The 24,854-nt window shown below is 64.7% G+C and carries 24 protein-coding genes, 1 pseudogene and 2 riboswitches; of the genes and pseudogenes, 7 read left to right on the top strand and 18 right to left on the bottom strand.

Translation table 11 applies throughout. The features are described 5' to 3' along the window. From AC3WL2_RS12195 to AC3WL2_RS12170, 6 genes are all read right to left on the bottom strand, one after another. The gene (locus tag AC3WL2_RS12195) at positions 1–615 is read right to left on the bottom strand and encodes a response regulator transcription factor (RefSeq protein ID WP_102682447.1); all 615 of its coding nucleotides are present in this window, start codon (positions 613–615) and stop codon (positions 1–3) included. A gap of 186 nt (positions 616–801) precedes the next feature. Then, the gene (locus AC3WL2_RS12190; RefSeq protein WP_102682448.1) at positions 802–1,044 is read right to left on the bottom strand and encodes a DUF1272 domain-containing protein; all 243 of its coding nucleotides are present in this window, start codon (positions 1,042–1,044) and stop codon (positions 802–804) included. Positions 1,045–1,108: 64 nt separating this feature from the next. Next, on the bottom strand, positions 1,109–1,861 hold the full coding sequence (gene cobM, locus AC3WL2_RS12185) for a precorrin-4 C(11)-methyltransferase (protein ID WP_102682449.1): 753 nt from the start codon (positions 1,859–1,861) through the stop codon (positions 1,109–1,111). A gap of 29 nt (positions 1,862–1,890) precedes the next feature. Next, positions 1,891–2,301 (bottom strand): cobalamin biosynthesis protein, encoded by a 411-nt coding sequence (locus tag AC3WL2_RS12180; RefSeq protein ID WP_102682450.1) that lies wholly within the window; start codon positions 2,299–2,301, stop codon positions 1,891–1,893. Continuing rightward, a complete protein-coding gene (locus tag AC3WL2_RS12175; protein WP_046855329.1) occupies positions 2,301–2,990 on the bottom strand; it encodes a CbtA family protein in 690 nt (229 codons plus the stop codon). Before AC3WL2_RS12175 ends, AC3WL2_RS12180 begins: the two co-directional genes overlap by 1 nt. Positions 2,991–3,000: 10 nt before the next feature. Further along, positions 3,001–3,186: a CbtB domain-containing protein gene (locus AC3WL2_RS12170; protein WP_046855330.1), complete on the bottom strand. Its 186-nt coding sequence runs from the start codon at positions 3,184–3,186 to the stop codon at positions 3,001–3,003. 100 nt (positions 3,187–3,286) lie between these two features. Continuing rightward, a riboswitch (cobalamin riboswitch) is annotated at positions 3,287–3,512 on the bottom strand. 61 nt (positions 3,513–3,573) lie between these two features. Next, positions 3,574–3,770, top strand: a riboswitch (cobalamin riboswitch). A gap of 101 nt (positions 3,771–3,871) precedes the next feature. Here AC3WL2_RS12170 and cobW point away from each other — a divergent pair. From cobW to AC3WL2_RS12150, 4 genes are read left to right on the top strand one after another with little or no spacing between them, the layout of a single operon-like run. After that, a complete protein-coding gene (cobW, locus tag AC3WL2_RS12165) occupies positions 3,872–4,939 on the top strand; it encodes a cobalamin biosynthesis protein CobW (protein ID WP_046855331.1) in 1,068 nt (355 codons plus the stop codon). Between the two features lie 3 nt (positions 4,940–4,942). After that, the gene (gene cobN, locus AC3WL2_RS12160; RefSeq protein WP_102682451.1) at positions 4,943–8,704 is read left to right on the top strand and encodes a cobaltochelatase subunit CobN; all 3,762 of its coding nucleotides are present in this window, start codon (positions 4,943–4,945) and stop codon (positions 8,702–8,704) included. Positions 8,705–8,706: 2 nt separating this feature from the next. Further along, positions 8,707–9,705: a magnesium chelatase ATPase subunit I gene (locus tag AC3WL2_RS12155; protein ID WP_102682452.1), complete on the top strand. Its 999-nt coding sequence runs from the start codon at positions 8,707–8,709 to the stop codon at positions 9,703–9,705. 53 nt (positions 9,706–9,758) lie between these two features. Next, positions 9,759–10,373, top strand: coding sequence for a vWA domain-containing protein (locus AC3WL2_RS12150; RefSeq protein WP_256582571.1), 615 nt, complete (start codon positions 9,759–9,761; stop codon positions 10,371–10,373). Between the two features lie 104 nt (positions 10,374–10,477). Here the strand turns inward: AC3WL2_RS12150 and AC3WL2_RS12145 are convergent, their stop codons facing one another. After that, positions 10,478–10,744 (bottom strand): hypothetical protein, encoded by a 267-nt coding sequence (locus AC3WL2_RS12145; RefSeq protein ID WP_028690802.1) that lies wholly within the window; start codon positions 10,742–10,744, stop codon positions 10,478–10,480. 333 nt (positions 10,745–11,077) lie between these two features. Between AC3WL2_RS12145 and AC3WL2_RS12140 the strand changes: the two genes are divergently transcribed. Beyond that, positions 11,078–12,403: a sigma-54 dependent transcriptional regulator gene (locus AC3WL2_RS12140; RefSeq protein WP_046855334.1), complete on the top strand. Its 1,326-nt coding sequence runs from the start codon at positions 11,078–11,080 to the stop codon at positions 12,401–12,403. A gap of 26 nt (positions 12,404–12,429) precedes the next feature. Here AC3WL2_RS12140 and AC3WL2_RS12135 read toward each other — a convergent pair whose 3' ends face one another. The 11 genes and pseudogenes from AC3WL2_RS12135 to AC3WL2_RS12085 form a co-directional block, all read right to left on the bottom strand. Continuing rightward, on the bottom strand, positions 12,430–14,625 hold the full coding sequence (locus tag AC3WL2_RS12135) for an LTA synthase family protein (RefSeq protein ID WP_102682453.1): 2,196 nt from the start codon (positions 14,623–14,625) through the stop codon (positions 12,430–12,432). Between the two features lie 126 nt (positions 14,626–14,751). Further along, positions 14,752–16,032 carry a fibril amyloid transporter FapF gene (fapF, locus tag AC3WL2_RS12130; protein WP_023630126.1) on the bottom strand — a complete coding sequence of 427 codons (1,281 nt, stop codon included), beginning with the start codon at positions 16,030–16,032 and terminating at the stop codon, positions 14,752–14,754. 46 nt (positions 16,033–16,078) lie between these two features. After that, positions 16,079–16,819 carry a fibril amyloid subunit FapE gene (fapE, locus tag AC3WL2_RS12125; protein ID WP_023630127.1) on the bottom strand — a complete coding sequence of 247 codons (741 nt, stop codon included), beginning with the start codon at positions 16,817–16,819 and terminating at the stop codon, positions 16,079–16,081. A 33-nt stretch (positions 16,820–16,852) separates the two neighbouring features. Beyond that, the gene (fapD, locus tag AC3WL2_RS12120; protein ID WP_023630128.1) at positions 16,853–17,533 is read right to left on the bottom strand and encodes a fibril amyloid maturation endopeptidase FapD; all 681 of its coding nucleotides are present in this window, start codon (positions 17,531–17,533) and stop codon (positions 16,853–16,855) included. Between the two features lie 62 nt (positions 17,534–17,595). Then, a complete protein-coding gene (fapC, locus tag AC3WL2_RS12115) occupies positions 17,596–18,912 on the bottom strand; it encodes an amyloid-like fimbrin subunit FapC (RefSeq protein ID WP_102682454.1) in 1,317 nt (438 codons plus the stop codon). Positions 18,913–18,964: 52 nt separating this feature from the next. Beyond that, on the bottom strand, positions 18,965–19,537 hold the full coding sequence (gene fapB / locus AC3WL2_RS12110) for a fibril amyloid subunit FapB (RefSeq protein ID WP_102682455.1): 573 nt from the start codon (positions 19,535–19,537) through the stop codon (positions 18,965–18,967). Position 19,538: 1 nt separating this feature from the next. After that, positions 19,539–19,982, bottom strand: a complete 444-nt coding sequence (gene fapA, locus AC3WL2_RS12105; protein WP_023630131.1) for a functional amyloid chaperone FapA — start codon at positions 19,980–19,982, stop codon at positions 19,539–19,541. Positions 19,983–20,280: 298 nt separating this feature from the next. Further along, positions 20,281–20,832 carry an AAA family ATPase gene (locus AC3WL2_RS12100; RefSeq protein WP_102682456.1) on the bottom strand — a complete coding sequence of 184 codons (552 nt, stop codon included), beginning with the start codon at positions 20,830–20,832 and terminating at the stop codon, positions 20,281–20,283. After that, positions 20,829–21,395 carry a nicotinamide riboside transporter PnuC gene (gene pnuC, locus AC3WL2_RS12095; protein WP_102682457.1) on the bottom strand — a complete coding sequence of 189 codons (567 nt, stop codon included), beginning with the start codon at positions 21,393–21,395 and terminating at the stop codon, positions 20,829–20,831. The genes AC3WL2_RS12100 and pnuC overlap by 4 nt, the downstream gene beginning before the upstream one ends. Positions 21,396–21,493: 98 nt before the next feature. After that, on the bottom strand, positions 21,494–22,228 hold the full coding sequence (locus tag AC3WL2_RS12090) for a methyl-accepting chemotaxis protein (protein ID WP_371918114.1): 735 nt from the start codon (positions 22,226–22,228) through the stop codon (positions 21,494–21,496). A gap of 138 nt (positions 22,229–22,366) precedes the next feature. After that, positions 22,367–23,038: pseudogene (locus tag AC3WL2_RS12085) on the bottom strand (cache domain-containing protein); the annotation flags it as partial. Positions 23,039–23,427: 389 nt separating this feature from the next. Between AC3WL2_RS12085 and AC3WL2_RS12080 the strand changes: the two are divergent. Both AC3WL2_RS12080 and AC3WL2_RS12075 read left to right on the top strand, forming a co-directional pair. After that, positions 23,428–24,258, top strand: a complete 831-nt coding sequence (locus tag AC3WL2_RS12080) for an undecaprenyl-diphosphate phosphatase (RefSeq protein ID WP_102682459.1) — start codon at positions 23,428–23,430, stop codon at positions 24,256–24,258. After that, a complete protein-coding gene (locus AC3WL2_RS12075; protein ID WP_102682460.1) occupies positions 24,251–24,676 on the top strand; it encodes a DUF1294 domain-containing protein in 426 nt (141 codons plus the stop codon). The genes AC3WL2_RS12080 and AC3WL2_RS12075 overlap by 8 nt, the downstream gene beginning before the upstream one ends. Positions 24,677–24,854 lie beyond the last annotated feature (178 nt).

The following is a 24,854-nucleotide window of genomic DNA, read 5'->3' as shown; positions in this document are numbered from 1 at the left end:
TCAGGCCACGTTGTTGCGTTTGGCCAGGTCGACCATTTCCACCAGTGACTCGACCTTGAGCTTTTCCATGATCCGGCCGCGGTAGGTGCTGATGGTCTTGGCGCTGAGGTTCATCTGCTCGCCGATCAGTTTGTTGCTCTGGCCGGCGCTGAGCCGGCGCAGTACTTCCATTTCACGGTTGGAAAGCAGTGCCAGGCGCTCGGTCTCGCTTTCCAGGGTATTGCTGTTGACCGCCATCTGCGGAAAGGTCGAGTAACCCTTGACCAGGGCTTTGAGGGCGAAGACCAGGGCATCGAGGTCCTCGTCCTTGTTGACGAAGGCCGAGATGCCGGCGTCCATGCAGCGGCGCACGTAGAGGTCGGCGGGCTGGCCGGTCAGGGCCATGATCCGTGGGGGCGGGTCGATCAGCTTGAGGCGCTTGATCACTTCCATGCCGTCGAGGTCGGGCAGGCCGATGTCGAGGATAACCACATCGGCCCTGGTCTGCTCGGCCAGGCGGGCAGCCTCTTTGCCTTTGCCGGTTTCACCCACGACGGTGAAGCGTTCGCGTTCAAGCAGCATGCGTACGGCGAGTCGCACAATGTGGTGGTCATCGACCAACAGCACGGATGTCATTCAGGTCACTCCTGTCAAAGTGCAGCCCGCTTCCTGCGTTGCATTTCAGGCGCGGGCCGCGGACTTGCTGGGCAGCGCGCACCTTACGGACATTCAGGACCCTTGGTAATAGGCGAGTATAGGTGTGTTGAAAATCCCGCAACAAGCTGTAGAAAATTCCTACAAACAAGGTTTGAGTACAAGCGCTCAGCCGCAGGGGGCGTGCGGCTTGAGCACTCGCTGGGTGGAGGCGGGGTTGTTGCCCAGTACCTTGCCCACACGAGTGGGGCGCATCACCAGTTGGCCGCCGCAGTTCGGGCAGCGGTCATGGAAATGCCGCTCGTTACAGGCACGACAGAAGGTGCACTCGAACGAACAGATCAGCGCATCCGGACTTTCGGGAGGGAGGTCGGTGTCACAGCATTCGCAGTTGGGGCGCAGGTCGAGCATGGGCAGGGTTTCCATCCAGTTGGAAGGCCCAGTGTGCGCCGCCCACGCCCACTCGGCAATCGCTTCACGGGCCGGGGCGGTAGAGATGGGCGTGACCGGCGCGGTACAGGGCCGAGTCGGCGAACGGGGCATCGCCCAGGACATGACCGACGAGGATCAGCGCGGTACGCCGGAAGCCCTTGGCTGCCAGGCGCTCGACGATGTCCGCCAGGGTGCCCTTGACCCAGTCCTGGTCTGGCCAGGTGGCACGATGGACCACGGCGATGGGGCAGTCGGCGCCATAGTGGGGCAGCAGTTGCTCGACGATACGCGGCAGGTGGCGTACACCCAGGTGGATGGCCAGGGTGCTGCCATGGCGGGCCAGATCGGCCAGCTGTTCACCGGCCGGCATCGGCGAGTTGTCGCCGTAGCGGGTGAGGATCACCGTCTGCGCCACGTCCGGCAGTGTCAGCTCGCAACCCAGCAGCGCGGCGCTGGCGGCAGTGGCGGTGACTCCGGGGATGATCTGGTAATCGATGCCCGACTCACGCAGGTGGCGGATCTGTTCGCCGATGGCGCCGTACAGGCTAGGGTCGCCGCTGTGCACGCGGGCCACGTCCTGGCCGTTGGCATGGGCCTGGCGCATGGCCTCGATGATCTGCTCCAGGTGCAGTTCGGCGCTGTTGAGCACGGTGTGTGCCTGATGCCCCTCGAGCACTGCAGCCGGTACCAGGGAACCTGCGTAGATGATCACCGGGCACTGGCGGATCAGGCGCTGGCCCTTGACCGTGATCAGCTCGGGATCGCCGGGGCCGGCGCCGATGAAATAGACCGTCATGGGGGTTCCTTGCAGGTAAAAGGGGCGGATTATCCGCCGATGGCCAGGGCCAGGGTAGCGCCGCCGAGCCCTTGCCTTGGCACATGCAGGCGTGGCACGGCGCCTGTGCGCCCGGCCAGGGCCAGGGCTGCGCTTTCGGCGACGCCCCAGCAGCCGGTCTGGGCGTACACCGTTGTCGAGCGCTGACTGAGCAGCGCTTCGAAGGTCGACAAGTGGCTGCTGTCGAAGCAGATGAACGGCAACCCGAGCCGCTCGGCCAGTGCCAGCAGGCCGGGCTCGCGCGCCTTGGGTTCGATGCTGGCGATTGCCTTCAGCGCCGACAGGGGCAGGGCGTGGTTGGTCAGGGTCTGGCGCAGCAGCACCGCGAGCGTTTCGACCGGGCAGCCACGGCGGCAACCAAAGCCGGCATACAACGCCGGCTGGGGAACAAGGTCGCGCATCAGTGCTGGCTGGAGCGGCGGAACAACCAGGCGCTGAGCAGGCCCAGGGCCACCCAGAACGCGGCGTTGGTCAGCCACGAAGCGATCTTGAACTGGGTCTCCAGCGCCTCGGGGGCCAGGCTTTCATGAACCGCTGGCTGTGGCGCGCCGATCAGGTGCGGGATCACCAGCAGGGCGACTCCGAGCACCTTGAACAGCCAGTGCTGGGCGAACACCAGCAACGCCAGGCCAGCGGCAGTGGCGGCGGCGGTGCCGATCCACCAAGTCTGGCGCTGACCAAGGTCGGCGGCGGCGGTGCCGGGCAGTTCCGGTGGCAGGCCCAGGGTCGGCGCCAGGCAGAACACGGCGAAGCCCGCCAGGCCCCACAGCGCGCCGGTCGCCACGCGGCCCGGGGCACGCAGGCTGTACAGGGCGGCGAGGATCAGGGCGAAGCCGACGGCGACCACCAGGTTGCCGCCTGTGGTGGACAGGATACGCTGCCAGCCATCTTCGGGCGCCCAGGCCTCGGCGCTGTGCTCATGAGGCGCGGCGGCCTCGCCATGTTCATGATGTTCGGCGGCGGGGGTGGCGGTTTCATAGGTTTCCGCCTGGAGAATCAGCGGGGCGACCCAGAAGCTTTGCAGCAGGGTCAGCAGCAGGGCGGCGAGCAGGCCGCTGAAACCCGCGGTACGGGCGATGCGCGTGATCATGCGGGCGTACTCAGTGGCAAGGGAAGGCGGCGCTGTGGCGGGTGTCGTGGGCGGCGTTGTGCACCGCCTCGATGTGCGAGAAACCGGCGAAGTACACCAGGCACAGGCCCAGCAGGCTCGCGCCGACCGCGACGATCAGGCGCTGGCTGAGACTGACGGGGGTGGCGATACTGGGTTTGGCGTGGGTGATGGGCATGACGCGTTCCTCTGCTGCTTTTGTTGTGGCAACGGGCAGGCGCGACGCCCCCGGGCACGGCTGGCCCGGGTGATACGACAGCGCCCGCCCACTGCGGGGTGTTCTGCAAGCATGTCAGGCCGGTCTCCGGGCTGGCGAGGCGGAGCGGGGCTCCATTGATCAAACGCCACCTTCCCATGCCGCACGATGGGCACAGTGGTCTGGACGCTTCTCTCGCTTACCGTTGCGGGGGCAGCACCGGCTTTGTCGGCCCTCTTCTAAAGGAGGCGCGACGCACCGGTTTCCCGTTTCACCCCCGTTGGGGGCACCTGAACGCAATGCGCTAGCAAATCACGGGGCCGGGCCTGCGTCAATCGCCGCGGCGGTTGACCGCCAGGCAGGCACTGCGTAGCCTTGCCGGTTCGAGGTTCCCGGGCGTTGTCCCGGGCTAAGACGGGAACGCGGTACAAGCCGCGGCTGCCCCCGCAACTGTAGGCACTGAAGGGTTCGGCACAGCCACTGCGCACGCGCGGGAAGGCGCCATCCCACCGGCTTTGATGGCCGGCGGTGCAAGCCAGGAGACCTGCCTCGCAACGTTTTCGACTTTCAACCGGGCGGGGTGATCCGGTGGCGAAACAGTCAGGCCGACACGGGCCGTGGCTGTCGTCCTGCATGCCCGCGCCATTGCTGCCAAGGGCATCGCGACATGAAAACACTGGCCAAGCTTCCCGTCACCATCGTCACCGGCTTCCTCGGTTCGGGCAAGACCACCTTGCTGCGCCATATGCTCGACAACGCCCAGGGCCGCCGCATCGCGGTAATCGTCAACGAATTCGGCGAGCTGGGCATCGATGGCGAGATCCTCAAGCAGTGCAGCATCGGCTGCTCCGAGGAAGAGGCCAACGGCCGCGTCTACGAGTTGGCCAACGGCTGCCTGTGCTGCACCGTGCAGGAAGAATTCTTCCCGGTGATGCGCGAGCTGGTGGCGCGCCGCGGCGATCTCGACCATATCCTTATCGAAACCAGCGGCCTGGCCCTGCCAAAACCCCTGGTGCAGGCCTTCCAGTGGCCGGAGATCCGCAACGCCTGCACGGTCGATGCGGTGATCACCGTGGTCGACAGCCCGGCCGTGGCCGCCGGCACCTTTGCCGCCTACCCGGACCAGGTCGACGCCCAGCGCAAGCTTGACCCCAACCTCGATCACGAGTCGCCGCTGCACGAACTGTTCGCCGACCAGCTGGCCAGCGCCGACCTGGTGGTACTGAACAAGGCCGACCTGATCGATGCCGAGGGCCTGGCCAAGGTCCGTGCCGAAGTGGCCGAGGAGCTGCCGCCGGCGGTCAAGGTGATCGAGGCCAGCAGTGGTCGCCTGCCGCTGGAGGTGCTGCTGGGCGTGGGCGCCGAGTCCGAGGCGCATATCGATGGCCGCCGCACCCACCACGACAGCCATCACGACGGCGATGACCATGACGACCATGACCACGACGCCTTCGACTCGATCTCCATCGACCTGCCCGAGGCCGACGAAAGCCTGCTGCTCGATGCCTTGACGCAACTGGTCACCGAGTTCGGCATCCTGCGTGCCAAGGGCTTCGCCGCCATTCCCGGCAAGCCGATGCGCCTGCTGATCCAGGGTGTGGGTACCCGCTTCGACAAGCACTTCGACCGTGCATGGCGCAGCGAGGAGCCACGGATCACCCGCCTGGTGCTGATCGGCCAGGACCTGGACGCGACCCAGCTGGAAGCGCGCCTGCGCCAGGCCCTGGGCGCCTGACCCATGCACCTGCTGCGGACCCAGCCCGGCGGCTTTGTGCCGGACGACAGCATCGCCGACCTCGGCCAGACCCCCGCCGAACTGGTGATCCTCTGCAGCGGTGATTCACACCTGGCGCTGCTTGCCGAAACCGCCGAGCAGTTGCCGGCGGATTTCCCCAGCGTGCGCCTGGCCAACCCGATGCAGGTGCAGAACCACGCCTCGGTCGACCTGTATGTCGACCAGGTGCTGCGCCATGCCAAGGTGATCCTGGTGTCGCTGCACGGCGGCGTCGGTTATTGGCGCTACGGTGTCGAACAACTGGTCGAGTTGGCGGCCCGTGGCGTACAGCTGATCCTGGTACCCGGCGACGACCGTCCCGACCCGGAGCTGACCGGCCTGGGCACGGTATGTGGCGAACAGGCCGAGCGCCTCTGGCATTTCCTGCGCCAGGGTGGCAAGGCCAATGCACTGAACCTGTTCAACTGCCTGGCCAGCCAGTGGCTGGGGCGCGCCTACCCCTGGGACGAGCCGCAACCCTTGCCGCGCACGGTGGTCTATCACCCGGCCAAGGCCACCGCACGGCTCGAGGACTGGTACACCGAATGGCATCCGGAGTACCCGGTGGCACCGCTGCTGTTCTACCGCTCCCACCTGCAGGCAGCCAACACCGCGTTCATCGATGTGTTCTGCCAGCGCCTGCAGGCTTGCGGCTTGAATCCGTTACCGATCGCCGTGGCCAGCCTCAAGGAACGCGGCTGCCTGGACCAGGTCGAGGCCTGGCTCGACGAAGTGCAGGCCGAGGTGGTGATCAACACCACCGGCTTTGCCCTGTCCAGCCCCGAACAGCCCAATCTGCGCCCATTGCGCCGCGATGTGCCGGTGTTGCAGGCGATCTGCGCCCAGGACAACCAGCCCGGCTGGGAGCAGAGCGAGCAGGGCCTCGGCGCCCGCGACCTGGCGATGCACATCGCCTTGCCCGAGCTGGATGGGCGCATCATCACCCGGCCGGTGAGCTTCAAGGACCTGGCTTGGCGCAGTGAGCGCAGCCAGTCCGACGTGGTCTGCTACCGCGCCCACCCCGAACGCATGGATTTCGTCGCCGAGCTGGCGCGACGCTGGGTGACACTGGCGCGCCTGGACAACCAGGAGAAGCGTGTGGCCCTGGTGCTGGCCAACTACCCGACCCGCGACGGGCGCATCGGCAATGGTGTCGGCCTCGACACCCCAGGCGCCGCGTTGAATATCCTCAAGGCCCTGCAGGCGCAGGGTTATCCGGTAGCCGGCCTGCCCGACAGCGGCACCGAGTTGATCCACCAGTTGCTCGGCGGTGTCACCAACGACCTCGATCACCTTGACCAGCGCCCTTGCGCCCAGAGCCTGGCCCTGGCCGACTACCACAGCGCCTTCGCCGCGTTGCCCGAGGCCAACCAGCGCGCCGTGCTGGAGCGCTGGGGGCCGCCCGAGCAGGACCCGATGTTCCGCAGCGGGCGCATGATGGTCGCCGGCTTGCGCTACGGCCTGACCTTCGTCGGCATCCAGCCCGCGCGGGGCTACCAGGTGGACCACAGCGCGGTGTACCACGACCCGGACCTGGTGCCGCCGCACGGCTACCTGGCGTTTCACTTCTGGTTGCGCAACGGCTACGCCGCCGATGCGTTGATCCATGTCGGCAAGCACGGCAACCTGGAATGGCTGCCGGGCAAGGGCGTTGGGCTGTCCGCCGAATGCTGGCCGGACGCGTTGCTCGGGCCGCTGCCCAACATCTATCCATTTATCGTCAACGATCCGGGCGAGGGCGCCCAGGCCAAGCGCCGTACCCAGGCGGTAATCATCGACCACCTGATGCCGCCCTTGACCCGCGCCGAGACCTACGGCCCGCTGCGCCACCTTGAGCAGCTGGCCGACGAGTACTACGAAGCGCAGTTGCTCGATCCACGTCGCGCCAACGAGTTGCAGCGCGACATCCTCGCACTGGTCAAGGCCAACCACATCGACCGTGAACTGCAGCTTGAAGGGCAACTGGAGGATGCTGCGGTGTGGTTGCCGCGCCTGGATACCTACCTGTGCGACCTCAAGGAGTCGCAGATCCGCGATGGCCTGCATGTGTTCGGTCAGTCGCCCCAGGGGCGCCTGCGCAGCGACACGCTGCTGGCCCTGGTGCGGGTGGCGCGGGGAGATGGCAAGGGCGGCAATGCCAGCCTGATTCGCGTGCTGGCCAAGGCCTTGGCGTTAGGCTTCGATCCGTTGGACTGCGACCTGGGACAGCCCTGGGATGGGCCGCGCCCGGGCCTGCTGCTGCAAGTCGACAACAGCGCATGGCGTACCTGTGGTGATACCCGTGAGCGCCTGGAGTGGCTGGCGCTGACATTGATCGAGCAGGCATTGCAAGGGGCTGCGGCGTTGCCGGATGAAGACGGCTGGGCAGCGGTACGCGAGGTGTTGCAGGCGCTGGTCGAACAGATCGCGCCGGACCTGGACGCCTGTGGCGCCGCCGAGATCGACGGCCTGCTGGCCGCGCTGGCCGGGCGTTTCGTCCCGGCCGGGCCCAGTGGCGCGCCCAGCCGTGGCCGCCTGGACGTGTTGCCCACCGGGCGCAACTTCTACACCGTCGATGTGCGCAACCTGCCGACCACCACGGCCTGGCGCCTGGGGTTCGCCTCGGCCAACCTGATCCTCGAGCGCCACCTGCAGGACCACGGCGACCACTTGCGTCAGCTGGGTCTGTCGGTGTGGGGCACGGCGACCATGCGCACCGGTGGCGACGACATCGCCCAGGCCCTGGCGCTGATGGGCGTGCGTCCCGTGTGGGCCACCGGCAGCCAGCGGGTTGACGACTTCGAGATCCTGCCATTGAGCCTGCTAGACCGGCCGCGGGTGGATGTGACGCTGCGGGTGTCGGGTTTCTTCCGTGACGCCTTCGGCAACCTGATCCGCCTGTTCGACGCCGCAGTGCAGGCAGTGGCCGCGCTGGACGAGCCGGACGACCTGAACCCCCTGGCCGCCCGGGTGCGCGCCGAGCGTGAAGCGTTGCTCGGCGCCGGCATGGCGCTGGAGCAGGCGGCGCGGCAGGCCGGCTGGCGGGTGTTCGGAGCCAAGCCGGGGGCTTACGGAGCGGGCGTGCAGAACGCCATCGACGGGCGCCTGTGGCACAGCCGCGACGACCTGGCCGAGGTCTACCTCAACCATGGTGGCTACGCCTACGGCGCCAGCGACGAGGGCACGCCGGCCCGCGCCGCATTCGCCCAGCGCCTGGCGCAGGTACAGGCGGTGCTGCAGAACCAGGACAACCACGAGCACGACCTGCTCGACTCCAACGACTACTACCAGTTCCAGGGCGGCATGCTGGCGGCCGCCGAAACCCTGGCCGGCACCTCGCGGGCCAGTTACCACGGCGATCACAGCCAGGCCGACCGGCCGCGGGTGCGGACCCTGAAGGAAGAACTCAACCGAGTGATCCGTGCCCGCGCGCTCAATCCGAAATGGATCGACGGCGCCAAGCGTCATGGCTATAAAGGTGCATTCGAGCTGGCGGCGACGGTCGACAACCTGTTTGCCTTCGACGCCACCACCCACCTGATCGACGACCATCATTACCAGGGCCTGGCCGACGCCTATGTGCTCGACCCGGCCACCCGTGATTTCATGCGCGAGCACAACCCCGAAGCCCTGCGCGACCTTACCGAACGCTTGCTGGAAGCCCAGCAGCGCGGGTTGTGGCAGGAGCCGGGCGACTATCGCGAGAGCCTCGAGCAGCAGTTGCTCGCCGGCGAGGAAGACAGCTGAACATGAGCGAACCCGTACAATTTCCCCTGGCCGCCGTGGTCGGCGCCGACGACCTCAAGCTGGCCCTGTGCCTGACCGCGATCGACCCGAAAATCGGTGGCGTACTGATCGAAGGCCCTCGGGGCATGGCCAAGAGCACCCTGGCACGGGGCCTGGCCGATCTGCTGGGCGGCGGGCCGTTCGTGACCCTGCCACTGGGGGCGACCGAAGAGCGTCTGGTCGGCACCCTCGACCTCGATGCCGCTTTGAGCCAGGGCCAGGCGCGGTTCTCGCCGGGTGTGCTGGCCCATGCCGACGGTGGCGTACTGTACGTCGATGAAGTGAATCTGCTGCCCGATCCCTTGGTGGACCTGCTGCTGGATGTAGCTGCCAGCGGGACCAATCGCATCGAGCGCGATGGCATCTCCCATCGGCACACCGCCCGGTTCGTGCTGATCGGTACCATGAACCCGGAGGAGGGCGAGCTGCGGCCGCAACTGCTCGACCGGTTTGGCCTGAACGTGGCCTTGGAGGGCCTGCCCGCGCCCGAAGCACGGCAGCAGATCATTCGCCGTCGGCTGGCCTTCGACAGCGACCCACAGGCGTTCTGTGCCCAGTGGGCGCCCCAGCAGACCGCGCTGCGCCAGCGTTGCCAGGCCGCGCGCGAGCAATTGGCATCGATCCCCTTGGACGACCAGGCCCTGGCCTGGATCACCGAGCGCTGCTTTGCCGCCGGGGTGGACGGCATGCGCGCCGACCTGGTCTGGCTGCGTGCGGCACGGGCCCACGCCGCCTGGCGTGGCAGTACGGTGATCGAGGAAGCGGATGTGGAGGCGGTGGCCGAGTTTGCCTTGCGCCATCGCCGTCGCGCCCACGCACCGCAAGCGCAGGCCGCCATGGCGAGCGAGCCACCTCGGCCGCCGCAAACGCAAGGCGGGCAGGGCGACTGGGGCGCGTTGCCGCCCCAGCCGGTGGCGACGGGCGTACGCCGCGAGGTACCGAACTGGGCAAAAAAGCCCTGAGCATCCGCTTGCGCCATGCCCAGGCGGCGGATGCCAGACCCCGTGCCGGCAATTTGACAGGTAGCACCCGGGGCCGCCCGCGTGCGGCCGAGACTGGCCGCATCGCCTGGCTGGCGACCTTGCTCAAGGGGCGGCCGCGCCTGCGCCGTGAGCTGTGCTGGCAACAACGTCAGGCCCAGGCGCCGGAGCTCTGGCTGGTGATCGTGGATGCATCGGCTTCCACCCGCCGCAACCAGGCACTGTCCCAGGCCAAGGGCCTGCTGGCCGGATTGTTCGATGAGGCCTATCGGCAACGGGCCCGCCTGGCCTTGCTCACGGCCAGTGGCGACAAGCCGCAATGGCAACGGCATGGCCTGAAGGCCTCGGCGGCGTTGCAGCCCTGGTTGCAGGCGCTGGGGGCTGGCGGGGGTACGCCGTTGCCGGCGGCGCTGGAGGAGGCGCGCCACTGGCTGCTGGCGCGGAGCAAGCGCCTGCCCCTGGAGACCCAGCGTTGCCTGGTGCTGACCGATGGTCGCCTGCAGCAGGAAGCACAGTTGCAGCCGTTACCGTGCAACACGTTGCTGGTGGATATGGAAATGGCGGCGGTGCGTGTGGGTCGTGCACGACAAATTGCCGAACAACTGCATGCCGAATATCGGCATATCGAGCAGTTCAGCGTGGTCAGTTAAGCAGGTAACTGCGACAGGATGTCGCAATTGAAAAAGTTATCCCCGTATTCGGGGAAAGTTACCAAAGTGCGTGGCGGCCACGCACTTTGTAACAGGCAGTCTTGTTACTTTGGCATCGACCAGGGTTGCAGGTCGTAACCTTTGCCGGACAGTTCGGCGCGCACTTCCTCGATCAAACTGGCCCATTGCGCAGGGTCGGAATAGACGCGCGAGGACACTTGTTTGCTGCCGATACGGGTGCTGGTCCGGTCGATCACTGCCAGGCTCAGCTCACCGGTACCGTTGGGTGCATCCCAGGCTACGCACTGGAAGGGTTCGAAGGCGTGGTCGGCGATCAGCAGTGCTTCGTTGACACGGAGCGGGGCATTCATGGTTCGGTCTCTCTCATGGTCCCAAACAGCGAAATATTGTTCCGCGGTGTTATTCCTGAACACTCTACAGCGCGGGGTTATTTGTACTGATGCTCCAGGTCAGGGTTCAAGTCACAAGGTTTTGAAATTTTTTATTGACGATTGATTCGCCCGTGCTTGTCGCTCCCGCCTCAGACGCGCAAGGATTGAGATAATTCCCGAGTGTGCCGGGCACACGGCTGACGGGCTGACCAACGGTAGTGGGGAGCGTCAAGTTCATTGCTACTGTTAATTCGGGCGTCGCAACTGTCTGTTTATAGGTAAAAAACCAATAACTGGCGCCAAGGAAAGGTCATGCTTGAACCTGCATCCCACCGCCGCCTGCTGATCGTCGACCCCTGCGACGATTGCCACCGCCTGTTGCCGGGCTTGCGCAGTGTCGGCTGGGATGTCCGAAGTTGCACGCTCGAGGCGGCGCTGGAGCAACCCTGCGATGTTGGCCTGGTGCGCTTGCAAGCCTCGCACCTGCTGCACCCCGAAGCGGTCAAGGACCTGATCAAGCGCAGCAATACCGAGTGGATCGCCGTGCTCAGCGCCGAGGAACTGCGCCTGCAGAATGTCGGCGATTTCGTCTGCGAGTGGTTTTTTGACTTCCATACGCTGCCGTTCGATGTCTCCCGGGTGCAGGTCACCCTGGGCCGTGCCTTTGGCATGGCACGCCTGCGCGGTAAGGGCGCGGTGCGGGTCGATGAGCCTGAACACGAGCTGCTGGGCGAAAGCCGGCCGATCCGCGAGTTGCGCAAGCTGCTCGGCAAGCTGGCACCGACCGAGTCGCCGGTGCTGATCCGTGGCGAAAGCGGAACCGGCAAGGAACTGGTGGCACGCACCCTGCACCGGCAATCTCAACGTCGGGACAAACCTTTCATTGCCATCAATTGCGGGGCCATCCCGGAACACCTGATCCAGTCCGAGCTGTTCGGCCATGAAAAGGGCGCCTTCACCGGGGCCCACCAGCGCAAGGTAGGGCGCATCGAAGCGGCCAATGGCGGCACCCTGTTTCTCGACGAGATCGGTGACCTGCCCTTGGAGTTGCAGGCCAATCTGCTGCGCTTTCTTCAGGAAAAGCACATCGAACGGGTGGGCGGCAATCAGCCCATCGCGGTCGACGTCAGGGTTCTGGCGGCCACCCATGTGGACCTGGAGAAAGCCATTGCATTGGCGCGATTTCGCGAAGACCTGTACTACCGACTGAATGTTTTGCAAGTGGTGACCGCGCCGCTGCGTGACCGGCATGGCGACCTGTCGATGCTGGCCAGCCATTTTTCGCAGTTCTACAGTGCCGAGACGGGCAGGCGGCCACGTTCATTCAGCGACGGTGCCCTGGCGGCCATGGGCCGGCACGAGTGGCCGGGCAATGTGCGCGAGTTGGCCAACCGGGTGCGGCGTGGCCTGGTGCTGGCCGAGGGACGGCAGATCGAGGCCCAGGACCTGGGACTGCAGGACCTGCAGGAGCAGGACCAGCCGCTGGGCACGCTGGAGGACTACAAGCACCGCGCCGAGCGGCAGGCGTTGTGTGATGTGCTGAACCGGCACAGTGACAACCTGAGCATCGCGGCCAAGGTGCTGGGTGTGTCGCGGCCGACGTTTTACCGGTTGTTGCACAAGCACCAGATTCGTTGAGCAACCACGCTCCCGATTGCGGGGCCTCAGCTCGACTGGGCAAGATGCCCGTCCGCCAGTTCCTCCATCGTCTCCGGCTCGTCGGGCAGCTCGGTGATCACGCTGAAGTCGCTGACCTCCACCTCGCCGCCACCATACCCCAACAGGTGGAAGGAAAACGCCTTGCGCACGGTGGGGTTGTCGAAGTCGAACTGCATTTCCAGCGGCTCATCGGCCGTTACCCGAATCTCTTCGGGCAAGCCAAGCTGCACATCCTGCTCAAGCTCCTTGGCCTTGAGCCGGATGTAGGCGGCATGGCGTGGGTCCAGCGCCCGCACCTTGAGACGTACCCGGGTGCGGGTGCCTTCGGGCATCTCCAGGTATTGCGCGCCGATCAGGTTGTCGGCCCAGTCATCCTTGATGCGCTCAGCCAGGGCAATGGGTGAGGGACCGCCGAACTGGTAGCGCAGGTTGAGCGGAGTCTGCAGCAACGACTGGTCGAGGCTGGCGGCCAGCAGGCCTATCTGCCGCCCGAGGCTGCCGTCCCCACGGCCGACGAATTTGGCCTGGTCGGCAATGAAACCGGGGCTGGCATAGCGCCGGCAGCGTTGCTGGAAATCGCACTCGCTGAGGGTGCCCTGGCCGTCGTGGTAGCGCAGCATGCCATTGGTGTAGGAAATCATCTCGCGGCCACTGTCGTAGTCGCGGTACAGCGAGCGGCCGGCCAAGGCCGCAGGGATTGGCAGGGCAAAGTAGTCGAGCAGCGAGGTGCTCAGGTCGACGTGGCCGTAGGTGCCCTGCTTGAGCCTGGGCAGTTGGGCCTGCTCCGGTGCGATCGTGAGGTTGAAGCCCCAGGCCGAGGCCAGGCGCACGCCATCGATGCCGTGGGATTCGTCGGAGGTGACGATCACCAGGGTGTCTTCCAGTACGCCCTGGCGCGCGAGACCGTCGAGGAAGCTGCCCAGGGCATCGTCGAGGTAGGCCACCGCAGCCTGCTTGGGTGTATCGAAGCGTTGCAGATAGGCCTCCGGCGCCGAATAGGGCTGGTGGGTGCCGACCGTGAGCAGGGTGAGCATCCAGGGTTTTGGTTGCTTGCGCAGCTCGCCGACGTAGTCGAGCGCACCTTCGAAGAACGCGCGATCATCCTTGCCCCAGGGGAATTCCAGGTAGTTGTCGTTGGCGAACCACTCCAGCCCATGCACCGTGTCGAAGCCGATGTGGGGCATGATCCGGTCCTTGGCCATGAAACGCAGCCCGGCGCCTTGCAGGTAATGGGTGGCGAAGCCGGCCTCGCGCAGCTGGGCCGGCAGGCAGGCCTGGTTGCGTTGCTGCTGGGTCAGCAGCTCGACCCCCTTGGGCGTGCCGTTGGCCAGCTTGTCGTAGTCACCGCAGAGCATCGCGTACAGGCCGCGAATGGTCTGGTGTGTGTGCAATACATAGTCGGGGGTGTTCATGCCGCGCTCGGCCCACTGGCTGAGACGGGGCATCAGGTCCTGCTGGTAGTGGCTGCCCAGTGCCTCGCGGTTGGGGCGCAGGTAAGCGCCGGGGATGCCCTCGACGGTGATGATCAGCAGGTTGCGTGCCTTGCCCGCTGCGTCGAGCAGCTTGACGCCATTGAGGTCGGACTGGGTAAGGCCGGCGCTGGACAGCGCCGTGACTGCCGGCACCCGGCCCATACGGCTCAAGGCCTGATGCTGCACCTTGCCCACTGCCGTCGACAGCGCCTGGTGGGTGAGGCCGTACTGGCGCCATTGGTCGGCGTCCGAGGGGGCCAGTTGCTGGCCGCCCCAGTGCAGGCCGAACAGCGCCAGGGGCACGGCCCAGAGTCGCCGTGGCAATGACGCGCTGGGGGGCGATCGCCATACGCTCGCCAGCCAGGCGCCAAGGCCGGTGACCAGCACGGCGGGGAGCCAGGCATGGGCCAGCCCGCCGCCGGTGGAGTTCTCCATGAACTGCGGGTCGATCAGGTAGCTCAGGTCGTCGACCGTGGGCAGCCTGCCGACGGCGCTGACCAGCTCGGCGGATGCCACCCACAGGCCGCCCCAGGCCAACAGCAGCGGCAGGGCCAGCCACCAGGGACGTCGCAGCAGGAGCAGGACCAACAGGCTGCCGATGGCGAGGTCGGACAGATAGCCAAAGGGGTTGGACCAGCCCAGCAGGGCGCGCGCGGTCAGGGGTATCACCAGCACCAGGATTGCCAGGGCGGCAAGGCGGGCGCGAGGGTGACCGAGCAGGTTGTTCACGAAACTTTCCTTAATGCCATTAAACCGTCACAAAATTGTGCCGGATGATAACAGGCTGGTGCCGGGAAAGTCGGATGCTACAAAACCGGTAACCAAATGCCGGGCCCGTGCGCGGGCCCGGTGCGGTCAGAAGTAGTAGGGGAATTTCAGGCTGAACGAGAAGTCCGGCGCGTCTTCGGTGAGACCGATGGACAGGTTGGGCACGATGGTCAGGTTGTCGGTGGCGGCGAAGGTCAGGCCGACGTTGAAGTTGGCGGCGTTGTAGTCGCTGTTGGTGATCGACTGCCAGTCGCCGCCGTCGGGCTTGATCTTGCTTTTGCTGGCGAACTGGTCGGTGACCGAGAACGACATGCTCATCCGCTCGTTCAGGGCGAAGGCAATGCCGCCGCCGATCTGCCAGGAGTCGCCCAGCTTGACGTCCCCCTTCACCTTGGAGTTGACCTGTGGGCTGATGTCGCTGAACGAGTCCTGCATGTTGTAGGTGTAGGACAGGCTGGCGAACAGTACGGCAGGGTCGAATGTCTTGACCAGCGAGATGCCCGGCGTGATCGCCCAGACACCGTTGCCGGTGGGGAGGCTCTCGGGTACCGAAAGGTTGTTGTTCGTCGGGTCCTCGACCAGCTTGATGCCGTACGGATCCTTGCCGGTGGGTGCTTTCACCCGCAGGGTGAGCACGGCGTCGGGAAGGTTTTCCGATTCGTCGAGGAATTTGTAGGCGATCCCGACGTTGACATCGCCGATGGCAGGGTCACGTGTAACGGTGGCGTCGGAGGTGACCGGCCCGGCACCGCCCGCACCACCGGAAGAATAGGTTGATTCGCGATAAACGATTGGCACGTTTATATCGAACTGCCAACGTTGGTCCATGTTGTAACGGGCGGTCAGGTCCAAGGTCCAGTTGTCCGCCTTGATACGGTCCAGGTTGATATTGCCGAGGAAGATCGAATCGAGCGCGAGGAAGCCGTTTAGGGTCAGCGCACGGGTATCGTAGTGCGTATACGTGAGGCCGGTTTCGACACTGAACTTGCCGCCACCAAAGAAGCCGCTGGCTTCGTCATACAGGTTGGAAACGCTTTGCGCCGGCTCCGAATCGTCCTTGAGCGACTGGCCGTAGGAGCTGCCGCTGCTGCCCGGGGCGCCGGAAGCCACGGTCTGGGCGCCCTTGGCCGGTGTCGAAGGTGACTTGGTCAGCCGTTTGGGGGGCGGCGCGGCAGGGGTTTCCTCGACTTGACGCACACGCTGCTCGAGCACCATCAAGGCGTTCTGCTGGGCTTCATAGCGTTGTTTCAGCTCCCGCAGCTCCTGCTTCAGCGCCTCGACCTGAGGGTCTGGAGCTGCATACAGCATTGTGGCCGGGGTCAAGGTACTCAGACAGACTATAGCTTTGAACGTCAACGATCGTTGCATGAGTTAGCCGTCCCTTCAGACTACATACGATGAGAGTCAGCGTAGATCAGTATCCGAGCGCGCGAAGACCTTTGAGCTGGTCAAGATTGCCGTTAAGCGCCGCAGCAGGCACGTTGTCGCGCAGCACGACGTTGAGGGAGGTCAGGTTGCTGACCTGGTTGCCGTTGCCCAGCAAGGTGGCGTTCTGCATCAGCCCACCCTGGGCGATCTGCTGCAGGGTACTGCCCTGGTTGTTGTTGGCCATGACATTCAGTTGCACGCCCGTACCATTTGCGGAAACGCTCATGGACCCCGCGGCGTTGCTGCCGACCAGTGTCGAGCCTGTGGCGAGCGCCTGGCCCTGCTGCGGTACGTCGGGCGCCTGGTTGGCCTTGGTGACGTTGATGTCGACGTTGTTGTAGGCCGTGTTGTTGTCGCCAGCGGCACGCACGACCTGAGTTACGCCGACAGTGCTGTCCAGGCCACCACCACCGGTGACGGTGCCCGTCCCACCTTTGGCGCCGCTCGAGCCCGTGCCTTTCTCGTCGATCATGGAGACATAGAACTGCGGCTTGATGGTCGACTGCTGGACCTGCATCGAGGTCTTGGCCCCGATCACATCGCCGTTGGCGTTCTGCCAGGTGCTGGTCATGACCACGCCGAAACTGATGATCCGCCCCGGCAGCACATAGCGGCCGCGCAAGTTCGCCAACTCCTGGTCCTTCAGTTCAATGGGTTTGAACGTCTCTGCCTGGGCCGGCAGTGCGGCGGCGAGGCATATCAGGGTGAGCCATGCTGGGGTCTTCATGGGATGCTCCCGGAGCGTCTTGCTCAATTGTCATTAGAAGAAGTCGCTGCGGATGAAACCGAAGTCCATCAGTTCGGCGTCTTTGACCGGGGTGAAATTGTTGATGCGGCCCTTGGCGCTCAGCGGCAGAGGTGGGTCGAGCAAGGCATTGTTCTTGTCGTAACCCTGGCCGATCACGGCGAAGATGATGCCGTTCCAGCCTTTGAGAAAATCTTCGACCTTGTAGCGTTTGTGGCCGAGCACTGGATCGCCGATGTACACCCAGCCCTTGTCGACGCGCTGCATGACCACGAAGTGCTTGTAGCCACGGATGTCCATCAGTACCACCACGGGAATGCGCACGCTGGTGAGGGTGTCGGCCGCGACCCGGTAGCCGCGGGCACGCATGCCCAGGCTTTCCACGTAGCGTTTCATGTCGAGCATGGAGAAGCCCTGCACCCGCACCAGGTCCTGGTCGGCGTGGGCGAGCATGCCTTCGATGATGTGTTGTTCGTCCACGTCCAGCCAGTAGGCCTGGCGCAGGATGGTTGCCAGCGCCGCGGCGCCACAACTGAAATCAGTCTTCTGTTGCACCAGGTCGGCGAACTTGCGCTCACGGATGCTCTGGATGGGCTTGTAGATCACCGCGCCCCCCGGCAAAACCGAAAGCGGCATCTGCGCCGCTTCGCTGTAACTGGCCATGCACAGCAAAAACGCCAAGGCGATCATCCGCATGGTCTTGCCCCCTGGTCCTGTTGAAGAAAGGCCCCCCGAAGGGGGCCTTACGGTTACAGCGCTCAGAACGAGGTGTTGGAGATGGCCAGCGAGTTGCTCTGCTGGTTGCCCACACCGGCTGCGACGTTGACGCCGAGGTTGCCGCTGCCACCGTTCACCGAGCCACTGAGGGTTGCGGTGTTGGTCACAGGGTTAGCCCAACCGGTAGGGGTCAGTACCTGGAACGATACGGTGTTGCTCAGGTCGTACGAGCTGGACTCGCTGTAGCTCTTCGAGCCGGACTTCGACGATTCGTTGGAGGCGCTGCCCGACTTCTCATAGGAGGAGTCGTAGGCTTTCTCGAACGCAGAGTCGCGTGCTTTCTCGTACGAGGAGCTGGAAGACTTCTCGTGCGATTTGTCATACGACGCGTCGATCGAGGCGGTCAGCGATGCATCGAACGAGTCGGTGCGGCTGCGCTCGTGGCGGCCGAAGTCCTGGGTCTGGGTCACGCTGCCGCTTGCCGAGGCATCCAGCGAAGCGTTCAGAGAACCGCTTGCCGAGGAGCTCGAATCATGGCTACGCGAACCACTGGCGCTGGAGCTGTTGGAGCCACTGGCGTTCCAGCTGTTGGAGCCGGCGGCGTCCCAGCTCGACGAGGCGCTGCTGTCCTTGCTGTAGCTGGAGTCTTTGTCGTACGAGGCGCTGCCGCTTCTGGTCGTGGTGAATGTCAGCGTATCGACCGAATAGGTGCGGTCGGCGCTGTTGTTCACGACCAGGCCTGGGCCGTTCTGGTCGGCGGAGGCGGTGGCGGTGGCATTGCCCAGTGGCGCATTGGAGTTGGCAATGGCCATGGTGTTTTTCTGTTGGTTCAGGTCGCCACCGGCAATGTTGATGCCCATGTTGCCGCTGCCGTTGTTGCCCGAGCCGCTCATGATGCCGGAGTTGGTGACACCGTAGTTGTTGACGCGGTTGTTGTTGCTGTACTGACGTACGTCGGCGGTGGCCGAGGCGGAGCCGAACACGAAGCTGTTGTCCAGGCTCGAATCGGCGCCGGCGTTGGCGATGGCGGCGGCGTTGTCCTGTTGGTTGCCGGCGCCGGCCGCGACGTTGACACCGACGTTGCCGCTGGTGCCGGAAGCCGAGCTGCTCATTTCGGCTTCGTTAACGGTGCCTTCATTACTGATGCGGTTGCCGGTGCTGCTTTGCTTGTCCCAGGCATTGGCGGTGGCATACACCGGGATCTTGGTAGGAGGAGGGGTGTGATGACCGTTGTTGTGGCCATTGTTATGGCCATTGTTGTGGCCGCCACGTGGATCATTCTGCCCAGCTTGTACAGCCACAGCCATGATCGCAGCAATTGCGAAAACCAGAGGCTTGAGTGCCATCGAGGGTTTCATGGTGGTTCTCCGTACTTTGTTTTAGGTTAAGTGTTGTTGTTACCTGTTTGGGTCAGTTCGCGACCCGGATGCTCAGGGTGTTGGCCGTGCGGTTTCCCACCCCTGCACTCTGATTCAACTGAACCACGCCACGGCTACCGGTGAATGCCTGGTCGCTGGTGCTGACCTGGCGATGGCCGGGTGTCTGGGCAGTTGAATCGGAGTTGTTGACCAGCGCCACGTTCTGTTGCAGAAGGACGCTGTCGTCGATGCTTTGCGGTTGCGCACTGACACTGATGCGCAGTGCGTTGGCTTGTTGGTTGCTGGCGCCGGCGCTCTGGTTGACCCCCAGGATGCCGTTGCCGTGGCTGAAGGCTGTGCCCTGGATGTTGGCCTGGGCATCGATCGCCGGGTCGGACCCGGTGCGCAGCCGCTGGTGGATCTGGGTGCTGGCGTTGGCGTCATGGCCGATGGCGATGGCGCGGGCATTGACCTGTTGCTGTTGATCGCCGGCCGCCTGGTTGACGCCCAGGTTGCCCTGGTATTGCGCACCCGAGCTGTCAATGGTGGCGTTGTTGATCACGGGGGATTGGGCGAAGGTCGGCGCACTGCACAACGTGGCCAGGAGCAGCAGCGTATGCCTCATGTCACTGACCTCCACTGAGGATCTTCAGCGCGCCCAGGCCTTGCTGGACGTTCGAGTTGACCATGTTGGCGATGCCATTGCCGCCCGAACCCGAGCCACGGCCACCTGCGATGTTGGGCAACTGTGTCTGGTTACCGATGTTGCTGCCGATGGTGTTGGTCTGCTGGGTAATCAGCGAGTTGATACCGGCGCCGCTGGTGATGTTGGCGAAGTCACCATCGCTAAGCTCACTGGTCTGCCTGAGGATGTGGGCGGACGGGTTGGTATTGACGGTGACCGGACTAGGGTCAGGGATGATCGGCGCTCGTATGGCGCTGCGGGTCTGCACGTCGCGGGTGATGACGACGATGCCGTTGTCAGCCCAGGTGGGCAGGCTGAAGCTGGAACCCAGTGCGCATCCGATCAGCAGGAGACGACAGACGTTGCCTTTATCAAGTTTCCCCACGATGGCAATTCCTTCTTCGGCGTGTTGGGCCTGGGCCGCGTTGCCAGAAGGAGAGCAGAAGCTGTGCCGGTTTTTGTTATTGCTTTCGAATCAGTCAGTTGTGGGGCCGGAGCTGGTGCGTCAATGGATTGGTGTATCAGTGCTGAGACAGAGAGTCGTCCCATGAGCCGTCGGGCCCATTGAAGTCGGGCGCTGACGGGTTTTCGTCGAGGGTGTTTCACGGGCGTGACACTACCCCCGGATCTGGCGCAATGCGCGCAAATCCGGGGGCCATGGCCCCACAGGGTGTATCAGCGGCTTAACATTCGGTGGGACAGGTGGGGGACTTGCCGTCCAGCAGGCGCTGTACAGCGCTCAACACCGTGGCGCTGCGTTGCGACCAGTCGCCGTCAATCACCTGCACGTTCTGCCGGTGACGTTGCAACCAGGCCAGGCTGTCGTCGAAGAACACCTGGCGCTCTTCCAGCCGTGGCTGACAGCGCAGCCCGTCCCCGACCCATTCGACGCCCTCGGGGCGCAGCAGCAGGTGCAGGTCGTAATGGCGCGCCTGAATGGCCTGTTCCAGCCACTCGGGGCAATCACCGAACAGTGCCCGGCTCCACAGGATATTGCTCAGCAGGTGGGTGTCGAGGATCAGCAATTCCGGTGCCTGCGCCCGGCCCTGGTCTTCCCAGGCGAGTTGGCCACGGGCGATGGTGGGGATATCGGCGTAGCAGGTATCGCGCAGCTCGCGCTCCATGAAATGGCGGACATACTCTCCGACCAGCACGCCACCGAAATGCGCCTGGATCTCGCCGCTCAGCCAGCTCTTGCCACTGGACTCCGGGCCGCACAGCACCAGGACCTTCATGCGCTGGCCAGCGCCGGGTCGCGGCGCCACTCCAGCCAGCCGCGCACGGCGATCAGGGTGAACAGGGCATACAGCGCGGCGGTGAGGTAGAGGCCCTTGTAGAGGAACAGGCCGACGAAGACCACATCCACCACCACCCATAGCGCCCAGCACTGCAGGCGCTTCTGTGCCATCCACAGCTGGGCCACCAGGCTGAAACCGGTGAGTGCTGCGTCCAGCCAGGGCTGGGCAGCGTCCGTCCAGTGAGCCATGGCGGCGCCCAGCAGCAGGCTGGCCAGCAGGCCGATCGCCAGGCCCTTGAACATCGTCATCGGTGCCAGGCTGGTTACCTGGCGGGCGTCCTCGACCCGGTCCGGCCGGGTCCATTGCCACCAGCCGTACAGTTGCAGCACGGCGTAGACCAGTTGCAGGAGCATGTCCGAGTACAGCTTGACCTCGTAGAAGATCCAGCTGTACAGCACCACCATCACCAGCCCGATCGGCCAGCACCAGGGGTTCTGCTTGACGGTGAGCCAGACGGCGATGACGCCGAGCGCGGCGGCGAAGAGTTCGAGGCCGGACATCGGCGATCCTTGGGCGGAGAGAGGCCGCGATGCTAACCGCTTCGTGCGCCACGCTTCAAGCGGTGGGCAGCATCCGTGCTGCCCGTTGCCAGGCCCTGCTAGACCTTGAACTGGCGCAGCAACTGCTCCAGCTCCTCGCTCAAGCGGCCAAGCGCCGCGCCAGCGTCGCTGGACTGGCGGGCGGCCTCGGCGGTCTGTTGCGACAAGTCGGCGGTTTCGGTGACGTTGCGGTTGATTTCCTCGACCACATGCGACTGCTGCAGGGTGGCGCTGGCGATCGAGGCATTCAGCGCCCCCAGGTTGCCCAGCGCATGGTTGATGGCGTCCAGGCTGCTGCCAGCCTCGCGGGCCTGCTCGACGGTCTGGCGCGAGGCTTCGCTGCTGGTATCGATGGCCCGCACCGCGGCTTCGGACTGCCCCTGCAGGTGCTCGATCATGGTCTGGATCTCGGCGGTCGACTGGGCGGAGCGCTGGGCCAGCAGGCGCACCTCGTCGGCGACCACGGCGAAGCCGCGCCCCTGCTCACCGGCGCGGGCGGCCTCGATGGCGGCGTTGAGGGCAAGCAGGTTGGTCTGCTCGGCGATCGAGCGGATGACCTCGAGCACGCCGCCGATCTTCGTGCTGTGGCTGGCCAGTTCGCGGATCACCTGTACCGCCTGGTCGATGGTCGCCGAAAGCCGGTCGATCTGCTGCAGGCTACCGTGGATCGCCTGCTGGCCGTGGCCGACCTGGGCCTGGGCATTGCGCATTTCGCTGGAGGCCTGCTCGGCGTGCTTGGCCACGTCGTGCACCGCGTAGGTGACTTCGTTGACGGCGGTGGCGACCTGGTCCATCTGCAATGATTGCTGGGCGCTGCGGGCCTGGGCGGAGCCTGCGTTGTCACCCACATGGCCGGCTGACTCGGCCAGGGCATGGGCGGCCCCCTGCAATTGGCCGATCACGCCCTGCAACTTGCCATTGAAACGGTTGAAGTGTTCACCCAACTGGGTGATCTCGTCACGGCCATGGGTGTCCAGGCGCCGGGTCAGGTCGCTTTCGCCGCTGGCGATGTTGCCCATGGCCTGCACGGCCTCCTGCAGTGGCCGGGCGATGCTGCGGGCGATCAGCATCACCAGCAGGGCCATCAGCAGGGCGATGCCCAGGCCCAGCAGCGAGGCGTCGCGCAACTGCCTGGCGAACTCGGCCTGCACGTCGTCGATGTAGACCCCCGAACCGATGATCCAGCCCCAGGGCTTGAACAGCTGTATATACGAGGTTTTCGCCACCGGCTCACTGGCGCCGGGCTTGGGCCAGCGATAGTCGACTGGCCCCGCGCCCTGGCTGCGGGCCAGGGCGACCATCTCGTTGAAGACGGCGAAACCGTCGGGGTCACGGATGGCGGAGAGGTCCTGGCCATCGAGCTTTGGGTTGGCCGGGTGCATGACCATCTTCGGTTGCAGGTCGTTGATCCAGAAATAGTCGTTCTGGTCATAGCGCAGCCCGCGCACCACCTGCAGGGCCTGCTGCTGTGCGGCCTCGCGGGTCAGTGTGCCGGCAGCCTCCAGGCCTTGGTAATGGGCCAGCACGCCGGCGGCGGTCTGTACCACGTGGCGGGTCTTCTCGGCCTTGGCCTGGTACAGGTCGCCGTGGAGCTGGCGCAGCATCAGCAGGCCCAGCACCAGCAGCATGGCCACGGCCACCAGCAGGATCAGCCACAGGCGGCGGCTGATCGACATCGACCTCAGGGTCTTCATGATGCGTTACTCCAGTCTTTTTCTTTTTATCCAGGGCATCCAAGCATGCTTTGTCGCGGGCCCCCACTCGACCAACGGCTAATGCGTCGTTCTTGACATCCTCAGTTGCAGGTAACGCAAGCCTTGAAACATAGGCTCTGCTAGGATTTCGGCCGCGCCAGATGAAACCTTTAGGCGGCTGGGCATTTCAGCTGGCTTTGGTAGCGCTTGCGCTGTAAAAAGCACGCGCCGCGTGCGGTCTCAATTGTGTCAATCAAAACAAGCGGCCTGCCACGCGCAGCGTCGCATTTGGGGGAAAGATGGATTTGTGGAGTGCCTTGCAGGCGATCATCCTGGGCGTGGTCGAGGGGCTGACGGAGTTCCTGCCCATTTCGAGCACCGGGCACCAGATCATCGTCGCCGACCTGATCAACTTCGGTGGCGAACGCGCCATGGCGTTCAACATCATCATCCAGCTGGGTGCCATCCTGGCGGTGGTGTGGGAGTTCCGGCGCAAGATCTTCGACGTGGTACTGGGCTTGCCCACGCAGGTGCCGGCGCGACGCTTCACCGCCAACCTGCTGATCGCCTTCATTCCCGCGGTGATCCTGGGCGTGTTGTTCGCCGACCTGATCCATGAGTACCTGTTCAACCCTATTACCGTTGCCGCCGCGCTGGTGGTGGGTGGGGTGATCATGCTGTGGGCCGAGCGTCGCCAGCACCGGGTGGAGGTCGACCATGTCGACGACATGCGCTGGACTCACGCGCTGAAGATCGGCCTGGTGCAGTGCCTGGCGATGATTCCGGGCACCTCGCGCTCGGGATCGACCATTATCGGTGGCTTGCTGTTCGGCCTCTCGCGCAAGGCGGCGACCGAGTTTTCGTTCTTCCTGGCCATGCCCACCATGGTCGGCGCGGCGGTGTATTCGGGGTACAAGTACCGTGATCTGTTCCAGCCGGGCGATTTTCCGGTGTTCGCCATCGGTTTCGTGGTGTCGTTCATCTTTGCCATGATCGCCGTGCGCGGGCTGCTCAAGTTCATCGCCAACCACAGCTATGCGGTGTTTGCCTGGTATCGCATCGCCTTTGGCCTGCTGATCCTGGCGACCTGGGAGTTTGGCTGGGTCGATTGGTCGACGGCGCATGGTTGAGAGGGCTCGTACGCAGCGTGCGCCCCGACACGAGGAAGGCGTGCGCAATGCGCGCCTGAAGGGGCTGGTACTTGCGGTGCTGTGCCTGTTGCCGGTGCTCGGCGGCCTGCGGATGGGGTTGAGTGGCGGGAGTTGGTTGCCGTTGGCGATGTATCCGGTGGTGAGTCTGGTCAGCCTGTTGTTGTACTGGCAGGACAAGCAGCAGGCGCGGACTCAGGCCTGGCGTACGCCGGAAAAGGTGCTGCATGCCAGCGAGCTGCTGGGGGGCTGGCCGGGGGCTTTGCTGGCGCAGCAGGTGTTTCGGCACAAGACTCGGAAGGTTTCCTATCAGGTTGTGTGTTGGGGGATTGTTCTGGTACATCAGGTGTTCTGGGTTGATTATTTGTTTTTGGCGGGGCGGTGGGGTGCTTTGATCTGAGGGTTGTAGTTGTAGTTGTAGTTGTAGTTGTAGTTGTAGTTGTAGTTGTGGTTATGGTTTTGAAAGTTGTATGCGCATTCATTTGCGATGTCGACGCTTACTCACCTTTCCGCCCTTACGGCGGGTCCCTTTTTGAAGGATCAAAAAGGAACCAAAAAATCCTCGCTCCATTCATCCG

It is taken from the genome of Pseudomonas sp. FW305-96 (assembly GCF_058783825.1).
The sequence above is the reverse complement of the archived record's forward strand: the minus strand, read 5'-3'. Positions and strand labels throughout refer to the sequence as shown.